At 28.7% G+C, this 18,159-nt stretch carries 9 protein-coding genes; 7 read left to right on the forward strand and 2 right to left on the reverse strand.

Features of this window, described 5'->3' with window-relative positions; all coding sequences use genetic code 11:
* From GKZ86_RS24810 to GKZ86_RS24830, 5 genes are all read left to right on the forward strand, one after another.
* Positions 1 to 565 (forward strand): phosphopantetheine-binding protein (locus tag GKZ86_RS24810; RefSeq protein ID WP_230328261.1); only part of this gene is annotated, 565 nt, incomplete at its 5' end.
* Positions 566 to 571: 6 nt separating this feature from the next.
* On the forward strand, positions 572 to 5,092 hold the full coding sequence (locus GKZ86_RS24815) for a type I polyketide synthase (protein WP_154785705.1): 4,521 nt from the start codon (positions 572 to 574) through the stop codon (positions 5,090 to 5,092).
* A 1-nt stretch (position 5,093) separates the two neighbouring features.
* Positions 5,094 to 10,766 carry a non-ribosomal peptide synthetase gene (locus GKZ86_RS24820; RefSeq protein WP_154785706.1) on the forward strand — a complete coding sequence of 1,891 codons (5,673 nt, stop codon included), beginning with the start codon at positions 5,094 to 5,096 and terminating at the stop codon, positions 10,764 to 10,766.
* On the forward strand, positions 10,767 to 12,038 hold the full coding sequence (locus tag GKZ86_RS24825; RefSeq protein ID WP_154785707.1) for an MFS transporter: 1,272 nt from the start codon (positions 10,767 to 10,769) through the stop codon (positions 12,036 to 12,038).
* Between the two features lie 149 nt (positions 12,039 to 12,187).
* The gene (locus tag GKZ86_RS24830; RefSeq protein WP_154785708.1) at positions 12,188 to 12,928 is read left to right on the forward strand and encodes a thioesterase II family protein; all 741 of its coding nucleotides are present in this window, start codon (positions 12,188 to 12,190) and stop codon (positions 12,926 to 12,928) included.
* Between the two features lie 375 nt (positions 12,929 to 13,303).
* On the opposite strand, the gene GKZ86_RS24835 is transcribed toward GKZ86_RS24830, so the two are convergent.
* On the reverse strand, positions 13,304 to 14,248 hold the full coding sequence (locus tag GKZ86_RS24835; protein WP_154785709.1) for a TauD/TfdA family dioxygenase: 945 nt from the start codon (positions 14,246 to 14,248) through the stop codon (positions 13,304 to 13,306).
* Between the two features lie 18 nt (positions 14,249 to 14,266).
* Positions 14,267 to 14,824 carry a DUF6817 domain-containing protein gene (locus tag GKZ86_RS24840; RefSeq protein ID WP_154785710.1) on the reverse strand — a complete coding sequence of 186 codons (558 nt, stop codon included), beginning with the start codon at positions 14,822 to 14,824 and terminating at the stop codon, positions 14,267 to 14,269.
* A gap of 1,731 nt (positions 14,825 to 16,555) precedes the next feature.
* Between GKZ86_RS24840 and lgt (GKZ86_RS24845) the strand changes: the two genes are divergently transcribed.
* Positions 16,556 to 17,383: a prolipoprotein diacylglyceryl transferase gene (gene lgt / locus GKZ86_RS24845; RefSeq protein ID WP_154785711.1), complete on the forward strand. Its 828-nt coding sequence runs from the start codon at positions 16,556 to 16,558 to the stop codon at positions 17,381 to 17,383.
* A 57-nt stretch (positions 17,384 to 17,440) separates the two neighbouring features.
* Positions 17,441 to 18,159 (forward strand): prolipoprotein diacylglyceryl transferase (gene lgt, locus GKZ86_RS24850; protein ID WP_154785712.1); only part of this gene is annotated, 719 nt, incomplete at its 3' end.

Genomic DNA, 18,159 nt, shown 5'->3' on the forward strand with positions numbered 1-18,159 from the left:
TATCAAACAAAGTATTGTAATTGCTCGAGAAGGAAGTGATTTGAATAAACAATTAATAGCATATATCGTTTCAGATGAAGAATTAAATACTATTTATTTAAGAGATCAGCTAAAGGTGTTTTTACCAACTTATATGATCCCCGAATATTTTATTCAATTAGATAATATTCCGCTAAACAGCAATGGTAAAATAGATAAAAATATTTTACTTAATGAGAATTTGTCAGTCCTTTCTTCAGGTGTAGAATATTATGAGCCTAGAAATGAAATAGAGATGAAAATGGTAAATATTATAGCAAGTGAATTAGAAAGAAAATACGAGGATGTTGGGATAGATGATAATTTCTTTGATTTGGGAGGGACATCTTTAAAAATGATTAAAATATTAAGTAAAATTAATAGTGAATTCGGGCTTGATGTTAAGATAATTCTACTTTTTCAATATCCAACCATTAGGAGTTTGACTCAAAAGATTTTTTATGAAGAAACAATCGTTGAAAAAAGCAGCTCAGAGGATGAGAATATTTCTGAATATCTTGATGATATAATAAATTTAATGAACTAGGAATATATGAAAAATCAAACTAATAGTAAAGATATAGCTATAATTGGAATCTCAGGAAAGTTTCCTAAATCTAGAGATGTTAATGAGTTTTGGAAAAATTTGATTGATGGTGTTGAGTTGACTACTTTTTTCTCTGACGATGAGTTAAAGAGTTTTGGAATGTCAGATGTTCAGATTAATGATCCTAATTTCATAGGAGTTGAGTCATCAATAGAATCGGAAACATTTGATTATTCGTTTTTTGGATATACGCAAGAAGAAGCCTCATTAATGGATCCGCAAATAAGGTTATTTCATGAGCAAGTATGGGTAGCACTTGAAGATGCTGGTTGTAACCCTCATGATTATCTCGAAAGAATTGGAATTTTTGTTGCAGCTAACGATAATCTAAATTGGAGAGTTCATGCATTGACTTCTCAAGGAAGTAATGTTAATCCATTTTATCTTAATCAAATATCTGATAAAAATTATATAAGCACTTTAATTTCCTATAAATTAAATTTAAAAGGTCCAAGTTACTATATAGACACCGCCTGTTCAAGTTCACTCACTGCAGTGCATTTAGCATGTCGAAATCTTTTACTTAGAGAATGTTCTGTAGCCATTGCAGGCGGAATTAGAATTAATACACTGAAAGAGAGAGGTTATTTTTATCAAGAAGGTATGATTTTCTCGAAGGACGGACATTGCAGATCTTTTGATGCTAATGCTTCTGGTACAATTTCAGGTGAAGGTATAGGTGTTGTTGTTCTTAAAAGATTAGATGATGCAATTAGAGATAAAGACTCTATTTATGCCGTAATCAAAGCATCAGCAGTTAATAATGATGGAAGCAATAAAATTGGTTACACGTCCCCAAGTGTAGATGGTCAGGCAAATTGTATTAAATTGGCACATGCGATTGCTGGTATTCCTGCTGCTTCAATATCATATATTGAAACGCATGGTACAGCAACTAAACTTGGAGATCCAATAGAAATAGAAGCTTTAAATAAAGCCTTTAATTTCAATAAAGAAAAACATTGTGCTTTAGGCTCTGTGAAATCCAATATGGGACATTTGAGTGCTGCTGCAGGAATAGCTGGATTAATTAAAACTGCTTTATCATTAAAACATAAAATTATTCCTCCCTCATTGAATTATGATGAACCAAATCCTAATATTGATTTTAAAAATGGTCCTTTTTATGTGAATCAAAATTGTCAGGAATGGAAAAGTGTAAATCAAGAGCCTTTAAGGGCAGGAGTTAGCTCTTTTGGTATTGGTGGAACTAATGCACATATTGTATTGGAAGAATTTTCTACCAATGAGGAATCATTTGATAATCGTCCTTATAAGATTGTGAGACTTTCGGCAAAAAGCTCAGCATCTTTGCAGAGGTACAAAAATGATCTAATTCCCTTTTTAAAGAACAACCCAGAAGTCAATCTTTCATATTTATCTTATACTCTTCATACAACAAGAGCTAAATTTGATATTCAGGATTATTTTGTTTGCGCAAATAATCAAGAATTAATTGATTTATTAAAAATTTCTGAGGAAGATAAATTTGTTCAAGAGACTTTTAAAAAGAAAAGGAAAGTGGTTTTTATGTTTCCTGGAGGTGGAACGCAATTCATTAATATGGGCTACAAAATTTATTTATCTGAACCTTATTTTAAAAAGGTAATGGATGAAGGTTTTGATTGTCTTAAAAGTATAAATGGAAAAGATTTTAAAAAAATCATTTTTAACGAATCCCTTGATGAATTTCAAAATAAACTAATTAATGATATTGAGAATATACAGCCATTACTCTTTCTTTTCGAATATTCATTAGCAAAACTATTCATTCATTGGGGAGTAAAGCCAGACATGATGATTGGCCATAGTCTTGGTGAATATGTAGCGGCCTGTGTGAGTGGTGTTTTTACTTTTGAAGATGCATTGCAAATAATTTCTGCTAGAGGTAGACTAATGAGTCAAGTTGACGAAGGCTGCATGTTGAGCATAGGAGTATCGGCTGAATCGATTCCCGCTTCATTGTTAGAAAAAGTCTCAATTGCGGCAATAAACTCTCCGGATTCATTCGTAGCATCAGGAACAATTGAACAAATAGTAGAATTAGAAAAGAATCTTTCTTTAAAAGAAGTACCTTTTAGAAGATTAAAAATAGCTATTGCATCTCATTCTGAAATGATGAATCCAATTTTAGAGGATTTAAAAAAAGAAATTAACAAGGTAAAATTATCTAAAGCTGAAATACCTTTTATTTCCAATTTTGATGGCAAATATATTACTAATGAGCAAGCAATTTCTGTAGAGTATTGGGGTTCTCATTTAAAAAATACAGTTAATTTTTCTAAAGGAATCAAGACTTTGCTGGAAGATGATGATGTCGTATTTATTGAAGTTGGACCAGGAACAGCTTTAACTACTTTTCTTCAACAAAACAATTTGGATAAAATTCATAGAAATATTATTTCTATGAATTTAATTAAACATCCTTTTGAAGAAATTGATGACAACAAAAAATTAATGCAATGTGTTGGAGAATTGTGGAAAGCAGGAATTGATGTGAATTGGAATACTTTTTATGAATTTGAGAAAAATTTTAAAATTTCTGCTCCATCATATTCATTTGAGAAAAATGTTTTCCCTGTAAGAGTAGATCCTTTTAGTAAGATTTTGGAGAATGGTTCTAGAGATATAAAAAAAGCAGAAAATGTCACGGAATACATATATAATCAGAAATGGAAGCAAGTAACTTATCTTAGTTTAAATTCACAAGAAGCGTTTGATTGGACTATAGTTTTCGTAAATGATTCAAACTTATCTAAATCGGTACAAAAAAAACTTAAAAATGAGTCGAGTACTATTTTTTATGTAAAACAAGGTGAAGAATTCGTTAATAATGGAAATGAGTTTTATATCAACATTTTTAATGAAGACAACTATAAACAGCTTTTCGATTATTTATCTACACAAATAAAAGGTACCTGCAGAATTTTACATCTTTGGAATACTTGTGACGAAGTTGATAAATATTCAAATGAGTCACTTCGAGCTATTCAGTATAGTGGTTATTTTAGTATTTTGAATATTGCAAGGAGTTTTGAATTAAAAATTAAGAATTCAAGTTTAACAATAGATGTTGTTATTTCAAATCTTTTTAAAGTTTTTAATCAAGATGAGATGAAATATGAAAAATCTACGGTACTAGGAGCTTTAAAAGTGATACCAAAGGAATATCCACAGATTAAATGTAATTGCATTGAATATGACACTTTAGAATTTAGTGATACATCAAACGATATTCTTAATTTATTAATTCTTGAATCTAATACTTATAGGTCTAAGGAAATAATAGCTTACAGGAAAGGTGAATTATGGGAGCCTACCTATGAAATGATTGAAGATAAAAATATTGTTCCAAGTGGCAATTTTAAAAAAAATGGTACTTATTTAATTACTGGTGGTAATGGTGGTATTGCAAGAGTATTTAGTGAATATCTGGTTAATGAGTATGATGCTAATTTAATTTTGGTTGGAAGAACATATCCAGAGGACGATTACTTAGAAAAATTAAATACTGGAAAAAGTAAAATCATTTTTATCGAGTCAGATTTGATTGATAAACAAATTTTAGAGTCTAAAATAAGTTTATTAATACAAGAAAATGAGCTAGAGTTGAATGGAATTATTCACTCTGCTGGGGTAGCAGATTTTTATGGATTAATTCAAGATAGAACCAACGAAGAATGTGAAAATGTTTTTGTTGCCAAGATATTGGGAACTAAAAATCTTTATGATATTTCCTTAAAATACACTTTAGATTTCTTTGTTATGTGTTCGTCAAACTCTTCTTTAATGGCTCCTTTTGGACAAGTAGGGTATATTGCTGCTAATATTTTTCAAAACTATTTTGCACAGGCGCAAAGGTCTGGAAATAAGGTTATAAGTATCTTGTGGGATGCTTGGAAAGAAGGTGGTATGGCTATTGATGCAAGGAAACGTAAAAGTATAAATCAAGAATTAAAAAGGTATTTAGATCAAACAGGAATCACAAATGCCGAAGGAATTAAATTGTTAGAATATTCAATCTTATATAATTTGCCCAATTTTATTGTTTCAACGAAAGATCTAGAAAATTGGATTAACGATTCAAAAAATCTTACAGTAGATAAAGTTATCAGAGAAGTTGAAAAAGCTACTGCTTTTGTAAAAGTTAAAACAGAAAGGCCATTGCTTAAGTCTAAGTATATAGCGCCTACGACTGAAACAGAAAAAATATTGTGTAAAATATGGCAAGATTTTTTTGGAATAAAAGATATTGGAATTAACGATAGTTTTTTTGAGATAGGAGGAGATTCGTTGAAGGCGATGACAATAATGAATACTATAAAGAAAACTTTTGGAATTAACATTTCTCTCAAAGAAATGTTTGTTAAACCAACTATTTATTTTCTAGCAGAAAATATTGATGCTATAAATAATATTCACTGCTCTAGTAATGTTGATGAATTTTTTAATGAAATAAAAATTTAATATGATTGATTTAATAAAAAAACTGGTAAAAGAAGAAATTTATCTTAAAGTTGAAGAAAACGAACTAATTGTAAAGTTTAAAGGAAGCAGTTTATCAGAGCACATTATTGATGAAATAAAAACAAACAAACAGGATTTAATAAAGTTTTTAAGTAATAAGGAAGAGAATTATTCAATACCAGTATCAAAAGTTCAAGAGAATTATGATTTGACATCTTCGCAGAAAAGGTTGTGGATACTTAGTCAATTTGAAGGAGGAAGTTTAGCATATAATATTTCAAATGTTTTTGTACTAAAAGGAGATTTTTCTTTTGCTAATCTTGAGACTGCTTTTAAAACGGTTATTCAAAGACATGATAGTTTAAGAACTTCTTTTAGAAAAGATGATAAAGGCGATATCAAACAATTTATATTAGATTATAGTCAGGTTGATTTTGATGTTGATTTTCAAGATATTAGTGTAAGTGGTGCATCATTTGCGAAGAAGATTATAGAAGAAGAGTTTAGAAATCAATTTGATTTGACCCAGGCTCCTTTGGTTCGTGCTAAAATTATAAAATTGTCGAATATTGAACATATTTTGGCTATTACTATTCATCATACTATTGGAGATGGTTTTTCTCTAGATATCTTAACTAAAGAAATTATCCAAATTTATAATGCATTAATTAACGACAGTAAAATATCATTACCAGCATTAAAAATTCAATACAAAGATTACGCACAATGGCTGAAAAGTGATATTGTTTTGGAAAGATTAGAAAAACAAAAAACATTTTGGTTAAAAGAATTTGAAGGAGAATTACCAATATTAAATTTACCTAGTTTTAAAAAAAGGCCAATAATTCAAAGTTACAACGGAGAAACTATTAGTCATATTTTTGATCAGAATTTTTCAAAAAAAGTCAAAAAATTCGCCAGCCAGCATGATGCTACTTTATTTATGCTTTTAATGTCTGGTGTAAATACTTTATTGCATAGATATACAGGACAAAATGATATAATAATTGGAACACCCATAGCAGGTAGAGAACATGTTGATTTACAAAATCAAGTTGGGCTATATATTAATACCTTGGCTATAAGAACTCGATTTAAAGAAGAAATTACATTTTCAAATTTATTAAAATATCAAAAAGAAACATTATTAGGGGCTTATGAGAATTCGGATTACTCATTAAATGATCTGATAAATCAACTTAAATTTAAAAGGGATGCAAGTCGCTCTGCATTGTTTGATGTAATGGTTGTTTTGCAAACTCAGCAAGGCATTGCAAACTTGGTAAATCATGATTTAAAAGGTTTAGAGATAGCATCTTATGAGGATATTACTAAAGAGGCAAGTCCTTTTGATCTAACCTTTTCATTTTCAATGATTGATGATGAACTGCAATTACATTTGAAATATAATACAGATATTTATGATTTCTTTTGGATCGAAAAAATGATTACACATTTTCAAAATTTACTTTCAAAAGCAATTGATCAACCAGAAAAAGCAATCGATGAAATCGATTATTTAGAAGAATATGAAAAGCATCAGATTTTAAATTTATTTAATGAACAGAATGTATCTTACCCAAAAGATAAAACGATAATTGATTTATTTGAAGAACAAGTCGAAAAAACACCAAACAACGTAGCATTAGTTTTTGAAGAAAAAAAGTTTAGTTATTTAGAAATTAATCAATTGGCTAATCAATTAGGGAACTATTTGAGGACTAATTATGATGTCCAACCGGACGATTTGGTTGGTATTAAGTTAGATCGCAGTGAAAGAATGATTTTTGCAATCTTAGGGGTATTAAAATCTGGAGCAGCTTATGTTCCCATAGATCCCAGCTATCCTAATGAAAGGATTGATTACATTGTTAAAGATAGCGCCAGTAAAGTCATAATCAATGAAGAAGAATTAGAGTTGTTTTATGAAAATCAACAGAAATATTCTAAATTAAATCTCGAAAAGATCACCACACCAAATAGTTTAGCTTATGTAATATATACATCTGGAACCACTGGAAACCCAAAAGGGACTTTACTGGAGCACAAAAATGTTGTGAGACTTTTTTTTAATGAAAAATCGCTATTTGATTTTAAAGAAACAGATGTATGGACAATGTTCCATTCATATAGCTTTGATTTTTCAGTATGGGAAATTTTCGGAGCATTATTATATGGAGGTAAATTAGTGATCATACCTAAAAGTATTGCTCAAGATACCCCAGCATTCATAGAATTATTATATGATCAATCTGTTACAATTTTAAATCAAACCCCTTCAGCATTTTACAATTTAATAGAATTTGAACGAAGAAAAGAAAAAAGAGAATTTAAAATAAGATATATTATTTTTGGAGGAGAAGCATTAAATCCATTATTACTTTCTGACTGGTTTAAGAGATATTCTAAAATAAAGTTAATCAATATGTATGGTATAACAGAAACTACCGTTCATGTTACCTATAAAGAAATTAAAGAAAGTGAAATAGAATGCGAACAATCTAACATTGGTAAAGCAATTCCAACTTTAAGCTGTTTAATATTGGATTCATCAAAGCATTTGGTTCCTATCGGAGTTGCGGGTAAGATTTATGTATCAGGAGATGGTTTGGCAAGAGGTTATTTGAATCGACCGGATTTAACAGCCGAAAAGTTTATCAATAATCCATTTCAAAGTGATACAAAAGTTTATAATACTGGGGATTTAGGTAGATGGCTTCCTGACGGCAATATTGAATTTTTAGGACGAGAGGATCATCAAGTAAAAATTAGAGGACACAGAGTAGAGTTAGGAGAAGTAGAAAATGTATTGTCTCAAATTCCGGGTGTTAATCAGAGTTGTGTTTTAGTAAAGGAAAGACATACAGATATTGGTGTAAACAAGTATATGGTGGGTTACTATATAGCGAATAAGAGCTCTGTGGAGGCACGTGCTAGTTATATAAAAGAAATATATAAGGATAAAATAGCAGCAAATAATTTATGCTATGAAGTACTTAATAAAGATTTTAGTGCATTTGCATACCGAAAAAGTGAATTAGAATTTTTACATAAAGAAATATTTCAAACCAATACATATTTATCAAATATTACAATTAACCAAGGTGACATTATATTTGATGTTGGGGCAAATATTGGAATTGCGTCACTATTTTTTGCAAATCAAGCAGATAATCTTACTATATATAGTTTTGAGCCAATCAACCAGTTATTTGATGTTTTAAATATGAATTTATTCATTCATTCAGATAAAGCATTTTTTAAAAATCTCAATTATGGAATTGGGGATGAAAATGAAGATAATGTAGCTTTCTCATTTTGTAGAAATAATACAGTTATATCAACTCAATATCCAAATTTAGAAGAAGATAGTGAGTTGTTATCTAGCTATCTAGGAAATGTAAATCCTTTAACAGACAATAAACAATTAGTAGATTTTATTATTGACTCTCAAGAAGAAGTTTTTTGTCAAATACGCACTATTTCAACGATTATTGAAGAGGAGCGTATTGATAAAATCGATTTGCTTAAAATCGATGTTGAAAAAGCTGAATTAGATGTTATTAATGGAATTCAAGAAAAAGATTGGAATAAAATAAGACAAATTATAATTGAGGTTCATGACAAAGAAAATCGTCTTGAATTTATAAAATCGACTTTGTTAGAAAAGGGCTATTCCGTAAAGATTGAGCAAGAAATGGATTTGCAAAATTCTAGACTTTTTATTGTCTATGGTACTAGACTATCTATAGATACCATTACAAATAAAGAAACTAATGGTAAGTTAACCAATAATAATCCTGTCTATGAAACACTAGAGAAGTATAAATCACATGATGCTAAGATAATTATAAGTCCTGAAATAGTACTAAGTTATCTCAAAGTAGTTTTGCCAGATTATATGATGCCGACCAGCTTAGTTGAGTTAGAAAAATTTCCATTAACCCAAAATGGTAAAATTGATAGAAATGAATTGTCAAAAATGGAAGGGGAAGATTTGATAAAAAATGAATATGTTGCTCCAATTAACGAAATCCAATGCAAGTTAGTTGAGATTTGGCAAGAAATATTGGGTATAGAGGAGATTGGAATTAAAGATGATTTTTTTGCATTAGGCGGACATTCATTAATTGGAATGCAAATTATATTTAGAATACAAAAAAAATTAACAGAAGATGTGACAATTAAAGATTTATTTGTAAATCCAACCATAGAGTTGCTTTCTAAAGTTATAGAAGACAAAAATATAAACAATGATCGTATTAAAGAATTAAAAGAGATTAGTCGTAAAGATTATATAGAAGAAGAACTACATGAAGTTTTGTACAATCAAAAATGGAGGTTTAAAGAATATGAATTAGGAATATGCACGGCAAAAAACACAGTAATTAAAACAGAACTTTATAATGTTGATGAAAAAGCTCTATCTAAAACATTAGAAAGTTTAGTTTTAAGACATGAAAATTTAAGAACATTATTTTGTCGTCGTGGAGAAGATGTTTTTCAAAGAATATATGAGATAGATAATTTTCCAAATAGTCTTAAATTAATTGATATAAGTGAAAGCAAACAAAAAGATGAAGAAATGGCGTCACTTGTGGACAAAATTTCAAATCATTTGTTTGATTTTAGTACTGAACAATCTTTTTCATGTAATTTAATTAAATATGAAGAAGGTAGGTACATGTTTATTTTTGTTGTGGACCATATCATTTGTGATGCTACAGCAATCAAAATATTAGTAGATGAGCTGTATTTAATTTACAATGCTTATAAAGATAATAAGGAAAACCCGCTAAAACCTCTTGAATTACAATTTAAAGATTATGTTAAATATCATAATGAGCATTATAAGGGTGATAAATTAAGCATGCACAAATCGCATTTCATAAATCTTTTAAATAATACTCCTGCTAAATTAAATCTTAAAGAGAAATATTTAGATAATGTATTATTGTTAAATAAGGGCGAAGATGTTCTAAATGAATCGGATATTTTCAAAAAGCATAAAAAAGATGATTTGAATGTTTCAAGAAATGAAATAACAAATGGTGCATCTTACAAGTTCGTATTATCCGAGGAGATCTTAAACGACATTAAAAGAGCATCTTCTGAATATAAAGTAAGCTTATTTAATTTTATTTTCACTTGTTATAGTGTTTTTTTATCAAGAATATGCAATCAGAATGATTTTGTAATTTTGTCTCCAATATCAACTAGAAGTAATGAAGATTTTTCAAAAATCGTTGGATGGTTAATTGGGAATTTGTTAGTTAGGATTAAAGTTGATGATGAAAAAGATTTTCAGAGTTCATTAATGTTATGCAAAGATCAGCTCATAGAAGCGATGGATCATATTTATTACCAGAACTATGTTGAAGATGTAAATGTTTCATGGAATGATTTAATGTCAGCAATGATCAATGTTATTGCAGACGTTTATAATGAAAGAGATATTAGTGAGGCAAAGTCTTCCCACAGTAACCTGAGTCATCATATACATTTTAACTTATCATTTACACTTGAAATATATAAAAATGGAATTGCTGTTAATTGTAAGTATAGAAAAGATTTTATAAATCCCTTATTGATAGAGCTAATTTGTGAAGATTTTATTGAAGTTTTACGAATTGCTAGTAGCTCTCAGAATATTGAAATTAAAAATTGGGTTTAAATGAAAAAGTTTTTATTCTTATTATTATTGGTACTAATATCTTCATTTGGAAATGCATTAACAGGATTTACACTTGGAATTTGGACACTAAATCATACTACATCAACATTGTCTTATGCGTTAATTAGCTTTTCCGCAATTGCACCTCAAATACTATTAAGCCCTTTTATTGGAAGTTTTATAGATCGATGGGATAGAAAAATAACCATAATACTTGGGCAAGCGATTGCTGGTATAGGAACACTAATGTTAATTTTGTTAGTAGATAATGATCTATTATCCGATTGGTCCATCATTTTGATTGTTCTAGTAAAATCTATTTGTAACGGATTTATTACTCAAGCATATTATGTTTCTACAAAATTTTTGGTTCCAAAAAAGCTCGCAAGGAAAGCTAAAGGTATTGAGCAGATTGGATTTGCCATAGTCAGAATTCTGGCACCTATTCTAGCACCTATAATGCTTGCTATTATAAGTTTAAAAGGCTTATTGTATATAGATTTGTTAACTTATTTTATAACGGTATTCGTTTTCTTATTTTTTAATTTCGGAGAAAGTAGAGAAGAAATCAAGAGAGTTAACTTGTTTAAAGATTCAACAATTGTGTTTTCTTATTTAAAAAGTGAAAAAGGTCTAGTTCGAATTTTAGGATACTATTTTATAACTAATTTACCTCTTGGTATGGCATCTGTAATGATTGCACCATTAGTCTTAGATTTTTCAAACGAAATTACGTTAAGTATAGTAATGTCAATTGGGGGTATTGGTCTTTTGTCTGGAGGCCTTTTTGCATCTTTTTATAAGGGAATAAAAAATCCTGTTGCTGCTGTTTTTAATCTGAATATTTTTATTGGTTTGGTGCTGTTTTCATGTGTTTTTTTATATATCAATTCAGTTTTGCTGAGCATTGTTGCTTTTGTTTTAGCATTTTCCATAACGATTATAAATGTGCTCATAAATTCATTTTGGCATGTTATAGTGCCACATGAACTTGATGGAAGAGTTATGGGATATAGAACGATTATTATGGGATCTGCTATTTTACTATCATACCTTTTAGGTGGAATTATAGTTGATTTTTTGATATTGCCAATTGTAAAATACTTTGATTTTAAACATCTGACAAACAGCTTACCAAATAAGACAATAGCAATTATGTTTCTATTTTCCTTATTAGGTATTTTGAATACTTTGGTTTCTATTAAATATAGAAAAATTAAAAATATAGAAAAATTAGATAAATTATATATTGATTCATTAGAATCGATTTAGGAAATAAAAGTGTTTTTTAAATTATAATATCTAGTAATATTATACAATTAAAAACGACACCAAATTAGTGCCTAATATGGGAATCACTTTTTTCTTTAGCATAGAAAAGAAAATATTCTATATCGTTGCATCTAAAAAATTACAAATTAATGATGAAAAGCCCAATAATTAAAATTATTGCATTGCCTTTTGCAGGAGGTAATGTATATTCATATCGAAGTTTTGAATTAAAGACCCCTTCAAATTATGAATGGATAACAATTGAACTTCCTGGCAGAGGTAAAAGACTTAATCAGGATTGTATTAACGAATTCAGTCAACAAGTTTTAGATGTTTATAACCAAGTTGTAAATAGTATTGAAAATACAGATTACATTATTTACGGTCATAGCATGGGAGGACTTTTAGGGTATGAACTTGCAAAAATGCTTATTAAGGACAAAAAAAGATTACCACTGTTTTTGTATTTTACTGGTAGAAATTCTCCTTCTGTAGAATTTGAAAAAAATATATCTAATTTACCGATGGACGAATTTTGGAATGAAATATTTTTAATGGGGGGGATCTCAGATGAGATTATGAAAAATGAAGATCTCAAATTATTTTTTGAACCAATATTGAGGTCCGATTTTAGATCGATTGAAAATTATAAATACTTAGAAGTTGTGGACAAAATGTCTTTACCGATTTTCTTAAGAATTGGAGATCAAGAAAAAATTAAGATGAATCAATTAAAGGATTGGCAAAATGAAACGACAATACCCATAGATATACGTGTTTTGAATGGAAATCATTTTTTTTTATTTAATAATTATCAGTTAATTTTAGATGAAATTGTAAGCTTAACTACAGATAAAACTGTTTTGCAACATGTTTTAAGTTCTAAATAAAGCATAATCTAAATAGCTTATTTTTCGTTTACTCTATTTTTTTGGTTCAGTATCCATCGATAAACCCATGTCGAAAATTGAAGGTGAAAGCTCGCTTCTGTTTTTTATTTCTCAGGTTTTTCATAAAATTATTTCAAACCTTTTCAATTGATTTAGGAATCGGAAAAATTACTGAACCAATTAAATATTTCATTGAGTTCATTCAAAGAAGTAAATCTAAAACGTTATGCGTCAATGATTTTGTTATATTTTGTATTGCGTATTTTAAATTTTAAGTTAATAATGTCTCTTTGCGGAAGGCCATCTGGTACTCTTGAACTATAGTTTTTTTATCTCGTAAATATCGTTTTTATCATAGTATCAGAAATATATATCCTATAACATAGAAACTAGGATTTTTCGTTCTCCTTGAAAAGGTTCTCTGCCATGAGCAATTAAAATATTATCAAGAATTAGTAAGTCACCTTTGTTCCACTTAAAATAAACACTATGTTTTTTTGTTACTTCTCTTATTTCATCAAAGTATTCTAAAGGAATCAAACTTCCATCACCAAAACATACATATTGAGGCATACTAAATACATCATCTTCATAGAAATCCATAAGAGCTTCATATATTTCAGGTGGATTAGTTGAAGGGTGAAATTGATCAGCTTGATTAAACCAAACCCAATCTTTCGAAATATCATGTTGAAGTACAGCTTGTCTGTTTTGAATTAATTGTAAGTTATTATTGTTAAGCCATTTTATGTTAATTTGATTTAATTTGCAATGTTCTTCAACTTCATATTTGTTATTGGTTTCAAAAGTTTTTTGCCAAGAAACCCCAGCGCCGATACCATTATTAAGGTTTCTGATATATTTAACACCTTTATTTTTGAATTCGTTTAGCAATTTTTCAGAAAGATCATTATATATTTTTCTACTGTCAGCAATGACAGTGCTTCCTCCAATATGTGAAGGAATAGAGCAACTGAAAAATAAAAACTTAGGCCAGTTACTGGCATAAGATAGCTCATTGTGAAGAGAAATGAATGACTCTGATGGATGTTCAGTTGATGTATATACTTTATTATGTAACTTCGTTCTGGGTGAGTTTCCACCAATATAATCTAAACTGTCACCAGGAAAATTAGAAGTACATTTCTCTAGAGAAATTTCATTATCAATGTCATAGCCTCTAAATAAAATTGCACCATTTGTATGAATTAATTTTAATATGATATCAATCTCATCTTTAATAATTTCTTGAAGATTTCTTTCGTCATTTTCTTTTTTATACCATATATAAGGTAAGTTTTCTTCTGTATTAGATAGCATTTTAATATATTTATTTAGTTAGAAAAACAACCTTTTATTTCTGTATTGATCTACTATTTTTTTTAATTCTTTTTGTGCAGGATTACTTAAGTGATTTTTTGCCTCCTGGGATATTCTATCGATGTATTTTAAAGCTCTTTTTTTTCCAAAAAAGAGATGAGGGAATTGTTCAATTAAATTTGCAGCTTCTATTTCAATTAAAGATTTTAGAATTTCATTAGAAATTTTAACATTTTCATCTGTTATTCTATTGTATAATTCCATATTCTCATTATCAATTTGTTGAAGAAATTTTCTATTTGTAACACAAAACAAATAAACTAACTCTTCAGAGTCTACTCCAATAATATCTTGAACCATTACTCGTTTATCTAAATTAATAGATTTTTTCTTAAAAGATGAAGTGCCATATATACTGTGAAATAATCCAGCTAAACAAATCTCCTGAGGGTTGCCCCAATCGCTAAGAACTGTGTAAGTTCCCTTTAAGTGTGTTAATAGATTCCGGCTTGAATGAAAACTATTTTTAAATTTAAGAGTATCCAGTAAAGTAATATACTTTAGATCAATCATCATTTTTGTATTAAGTAAGTTCTATTAATTTTTTATTTTTTATATCAACAAATTGCTTTTCATTAGAAAAAATTATCACCAGTTTAAATAATGTGACTGCTTCAAAATCTAAAATTCTAAAAGCACAATTCTAAAATACTTTTTGAGCTTATATACAGTGGGATAATAAAGAGTGATTTGAAGACTCTTTTATTTCACATGTCTTAAAACGTATTCCATTATTAACAATAGATATTTATTATCATTCATAATATTGAGGCTAACACTATAGATTCATCAATAATAATATAGTTTTAACCAGCTCAACTAACTGCTAAATGATAAATTTTTGATTTACATAATAGATTTGTATTACGTTATTTTATAATTTAACTTTTGCTTTTAAATCATATTACATAAAAAACAGTTAAACATGTTGATTAATATAAAACATTAGTAAAAAACAAATATATTAAAAGTACTAATATAAGATGAAGGATCCATATTAAAAAATAAATTTAAATAATAATAATTTCTTAGTTGGTTTAAATAGCTCTGTCAATTGATCTTGTTAAAAAAAGTATAATGAGTGTACACTTCTCAGGGTTCACCAAATAAATAATTTTAAAGATTGTAAAAGTTTGTCAGCTTCGTCTGATAAGCTTGACCTTATAGATAAAGTTGATGGCGAGTAAGTCTTTCAGAGGATACAAAAAAGGTAATCTAATCCATATGCAAAATTGCCCGTATCATTTTAATTTGTTTTTAGAGAAAACTAAATTAGTACAAGTTGCAAACATTTTTTAATATATTTGCTGTTAAAAATTGTAATAAATCGTCAGGTACTTATTTTTAGATAACATCATGACTCAGCTAAAGCATAAGATATTGCAGGAGAACTAGCCGAGAGTTTTGCATTACCAAGATTATGTTAAGTATGAAGATGGCACATCTGAGACTCTTAATTATATTTTGAAGAAAATAGCGCATTACTACCATATCAGTATCGATTTATTGCTATCTATTGATGTGCGTAAAATTGATACTGAGGATTTACTCAAATTGGAGAACAATCGATTGGTGCTTCCTATCATTTTGTACAGATAAAGGGAGAATTTCATAGAAGTTGTCACTCAAAAGGTGAAGGCTGGGTATTTGAATGCTTATCTCGATCCGGAATATATTGAAATTCCGCAACAAATCTCTCTTCCTTTTTTTGGGTTTGGGAAAACACAAGGGGTGGCGATGGAGGAGATTCGATGTCTCCACACGTGAATGTTACGATCATCATTGGGCGCTACATGGAAATACTTGGCGAAGTACTTAGTGGCAAGACCTACTATTCATCACCAAAAACGAGGGGATGGTGTACAAACGACTCCATAAAAATACTTGTTCTTGAATCCGACAATCGGCTTTATCACAACTGTGAAGTCAAGGCTTCGGATGCATTGGGAATATGGGAATACGAATGCAACATTAGACGAAACGAAAGTAAGCCTAAGTTTGTGAACCCATAAACGTGGAAAAAATGTTCAGGGAATGAAATATGAGATTTCCGAAGTAAGAAACAGGATAAATAAGCTACAAAAATTAAGAAAAACTTATATATTTGAAAATAAATATTGTGTCTTAGCAATCACACATATCAATCCTTAATTTGGGAGGCTTTGTTTGATTTTATCACGCATATTAAGCAAGTTTGGTGGCAAGTTTATCGAAAAATAGCAGAAAATAAAAATTAATAAAAAAAATATGATTGCATTGTACATAAATTGGGATTTTGATCCCGAAATAATAAATATTTATGGTTTTTCATTAAGATACTACGGACTTTTATTTGTTTGTGGTTTGCTTTTATGTATGTACATACTAAAAGGAATTTTCCGAAGAGAAAACTTAAAAGAAAGTGCACACGAAGCACTTTTTATTTACGGAATATTTGGAATTTTTATTGGAGCAAGATTAGGACATTGTTTATTTTATGACTTTGAATATTTTTCAAATAATATTTTAGAAATGTTTTTACCAATAAAAATAAACCAAATTGGAGAAATAAAATTTATTGGTTATCGGGGATTAGCAAGCCACGGAGGAACAATTGGACTAATTATTTCACTTTATTTATATTCAAAAAAATATGAAATAAAATATCTTAAAATACTTGATTTAATTGCAATAGTTGCACCACTTGGAGCAACATTTATTAGACTTGCTAATTTAATGAACTCGGAAATGATTGGTAATCTGACTACAATGCCTTGGGCATTTATTTTTAGAAAAGTTGACAATATACCAAGACATCCATCCCAACTTTATGAAGCAATCGCATATTTAATAATTTTCATTATAGTCTTTACTGTTTACAAAACTAAAAACATAAAGTTAGGAAATGGTTTTTTGTTTGGTTTAGCAATAACCTTAATTTTTACAATGAGAATTTTAATTGAGTTTGTAAAAATAAATCAAGTGGAGTTTGAAAATGGAATGAAATTAAATATGGGGCAACTATTGAGTATTCCATTTATAATAATCGGAATATATTTTATGGGTAGTAATTTAATGAGAAAAGAAACTAAATAAAAAACTTGGTGGCAAGATTGCCTAAAAATCGCAGAAAATAAAAATTAATAAAAAAATATGATTGCATTGTACATAAATTGGGATTTTGATCCCGAAATAATAAACATTTATGGTTTTCCATTAAGATACTACGGACTTTTATTTGTTTGTGGTTTGCTTTTATGTATGCACATACTAAAAGGAATTTTCCGAAGAGAAAACTTAAAAGAAAGTGCACACGAAGCACTTTTTATTTACGGAATAGTTGGAATTTTTGTTGGAGCAAGATTAGGACATTGCTTATTTTATGATTTTGAGTATTATTCAAAAAATTTATTAGAAATATTTTTACCAATAAAAATAAATCAAATTGGAGAAATAAAATTTATTGGTTATGGCGGATTAGCAAGCCACGGAGGAACAATTGGACTAGTTATTTCACTTTATTTATATTCAAAAAAATATGAAATAAAATATCTTAAAATACTTGATTTAATTGCAATCGTTGCACCACTTGGAGCGACATTTATTAGACTTGCTAATTTAATGAACTCGGAAATGATTGGTAATCCGACTACAATGCCTTGGGCATTTATTTTTAGAAAAGTTGACAATATACCAAGACACCCAGCCCAACTTTATGAAGCAATCGCATATTTAATAATTTTCATTATAGTCTTTACTGTTTACAAAACTAAAAACATAAAGTTAGGAAATGGTTTTTTGTTTGGTTTAGCAATAACCTTAATTTTTACAATGAGAATTTTAATTGAGTTTGTAAAAATAAATCAAGTGGA

Origin of the sequence: Flavobacterium sp. LC2016-13, assembly GCF_009707955.1 — a bacterium.
In the GTDB taxonomy this organism is placed as follows: domain Bacteria; phylum Bacteroidota; class Bacteroidia; order Flavobacteriales; family Flavobacteriaceae; genus Flavobacterium.

Coding starts and splice junctions, on each gene's coding strand:
- GKZ86_RS24815 (WP_154785705.1), top strand. CDS start 572: ATGAAAAATCAAACTAATAGTAAAGATATAGCTATAATTGGAATCTCA.
- GKZ86_RS24820 (WP_154785706.1), top strand. CDS start 5,094: ATGATTGATTTAATAAAAAAACTGGTAAAAGAAGAAATTTATCTTAAA.
- GKZ86_RS24825 (WP_154785707.1), top strand. CDS start 10,767: ATGAAAAAGTTTTTATTCTTATTATTATTGGTACTAATATCTTCATTT.
- GKZ86_RS24830 (WP_154785708.1), top strand. CDS start 12,188: ATGATGAAAAGCCCAATAATTAAAATTATTGCATTGCCTTTTGCAGGA.
- GKZ86_RS24835 (WP_154785709.1), bottom strand. CDS start 14,248: ATGCTATCTAATACAGAAGAAAACTTACCTTATATATGGTATAAAAAA.
- GKZ86_RS24840 (WP_154785710.1), bottom strand. CDS start 14,824: ATGATGATTGATCTAAAGTATATTACTTTACTGGATACTCTTAAATTT.
- lgt (WP_154785711.1), top strand. CDS start 16,556: ATGATTGCATTGTACATAAATTGGGATTTTGATCCCGAAATAATAAAT.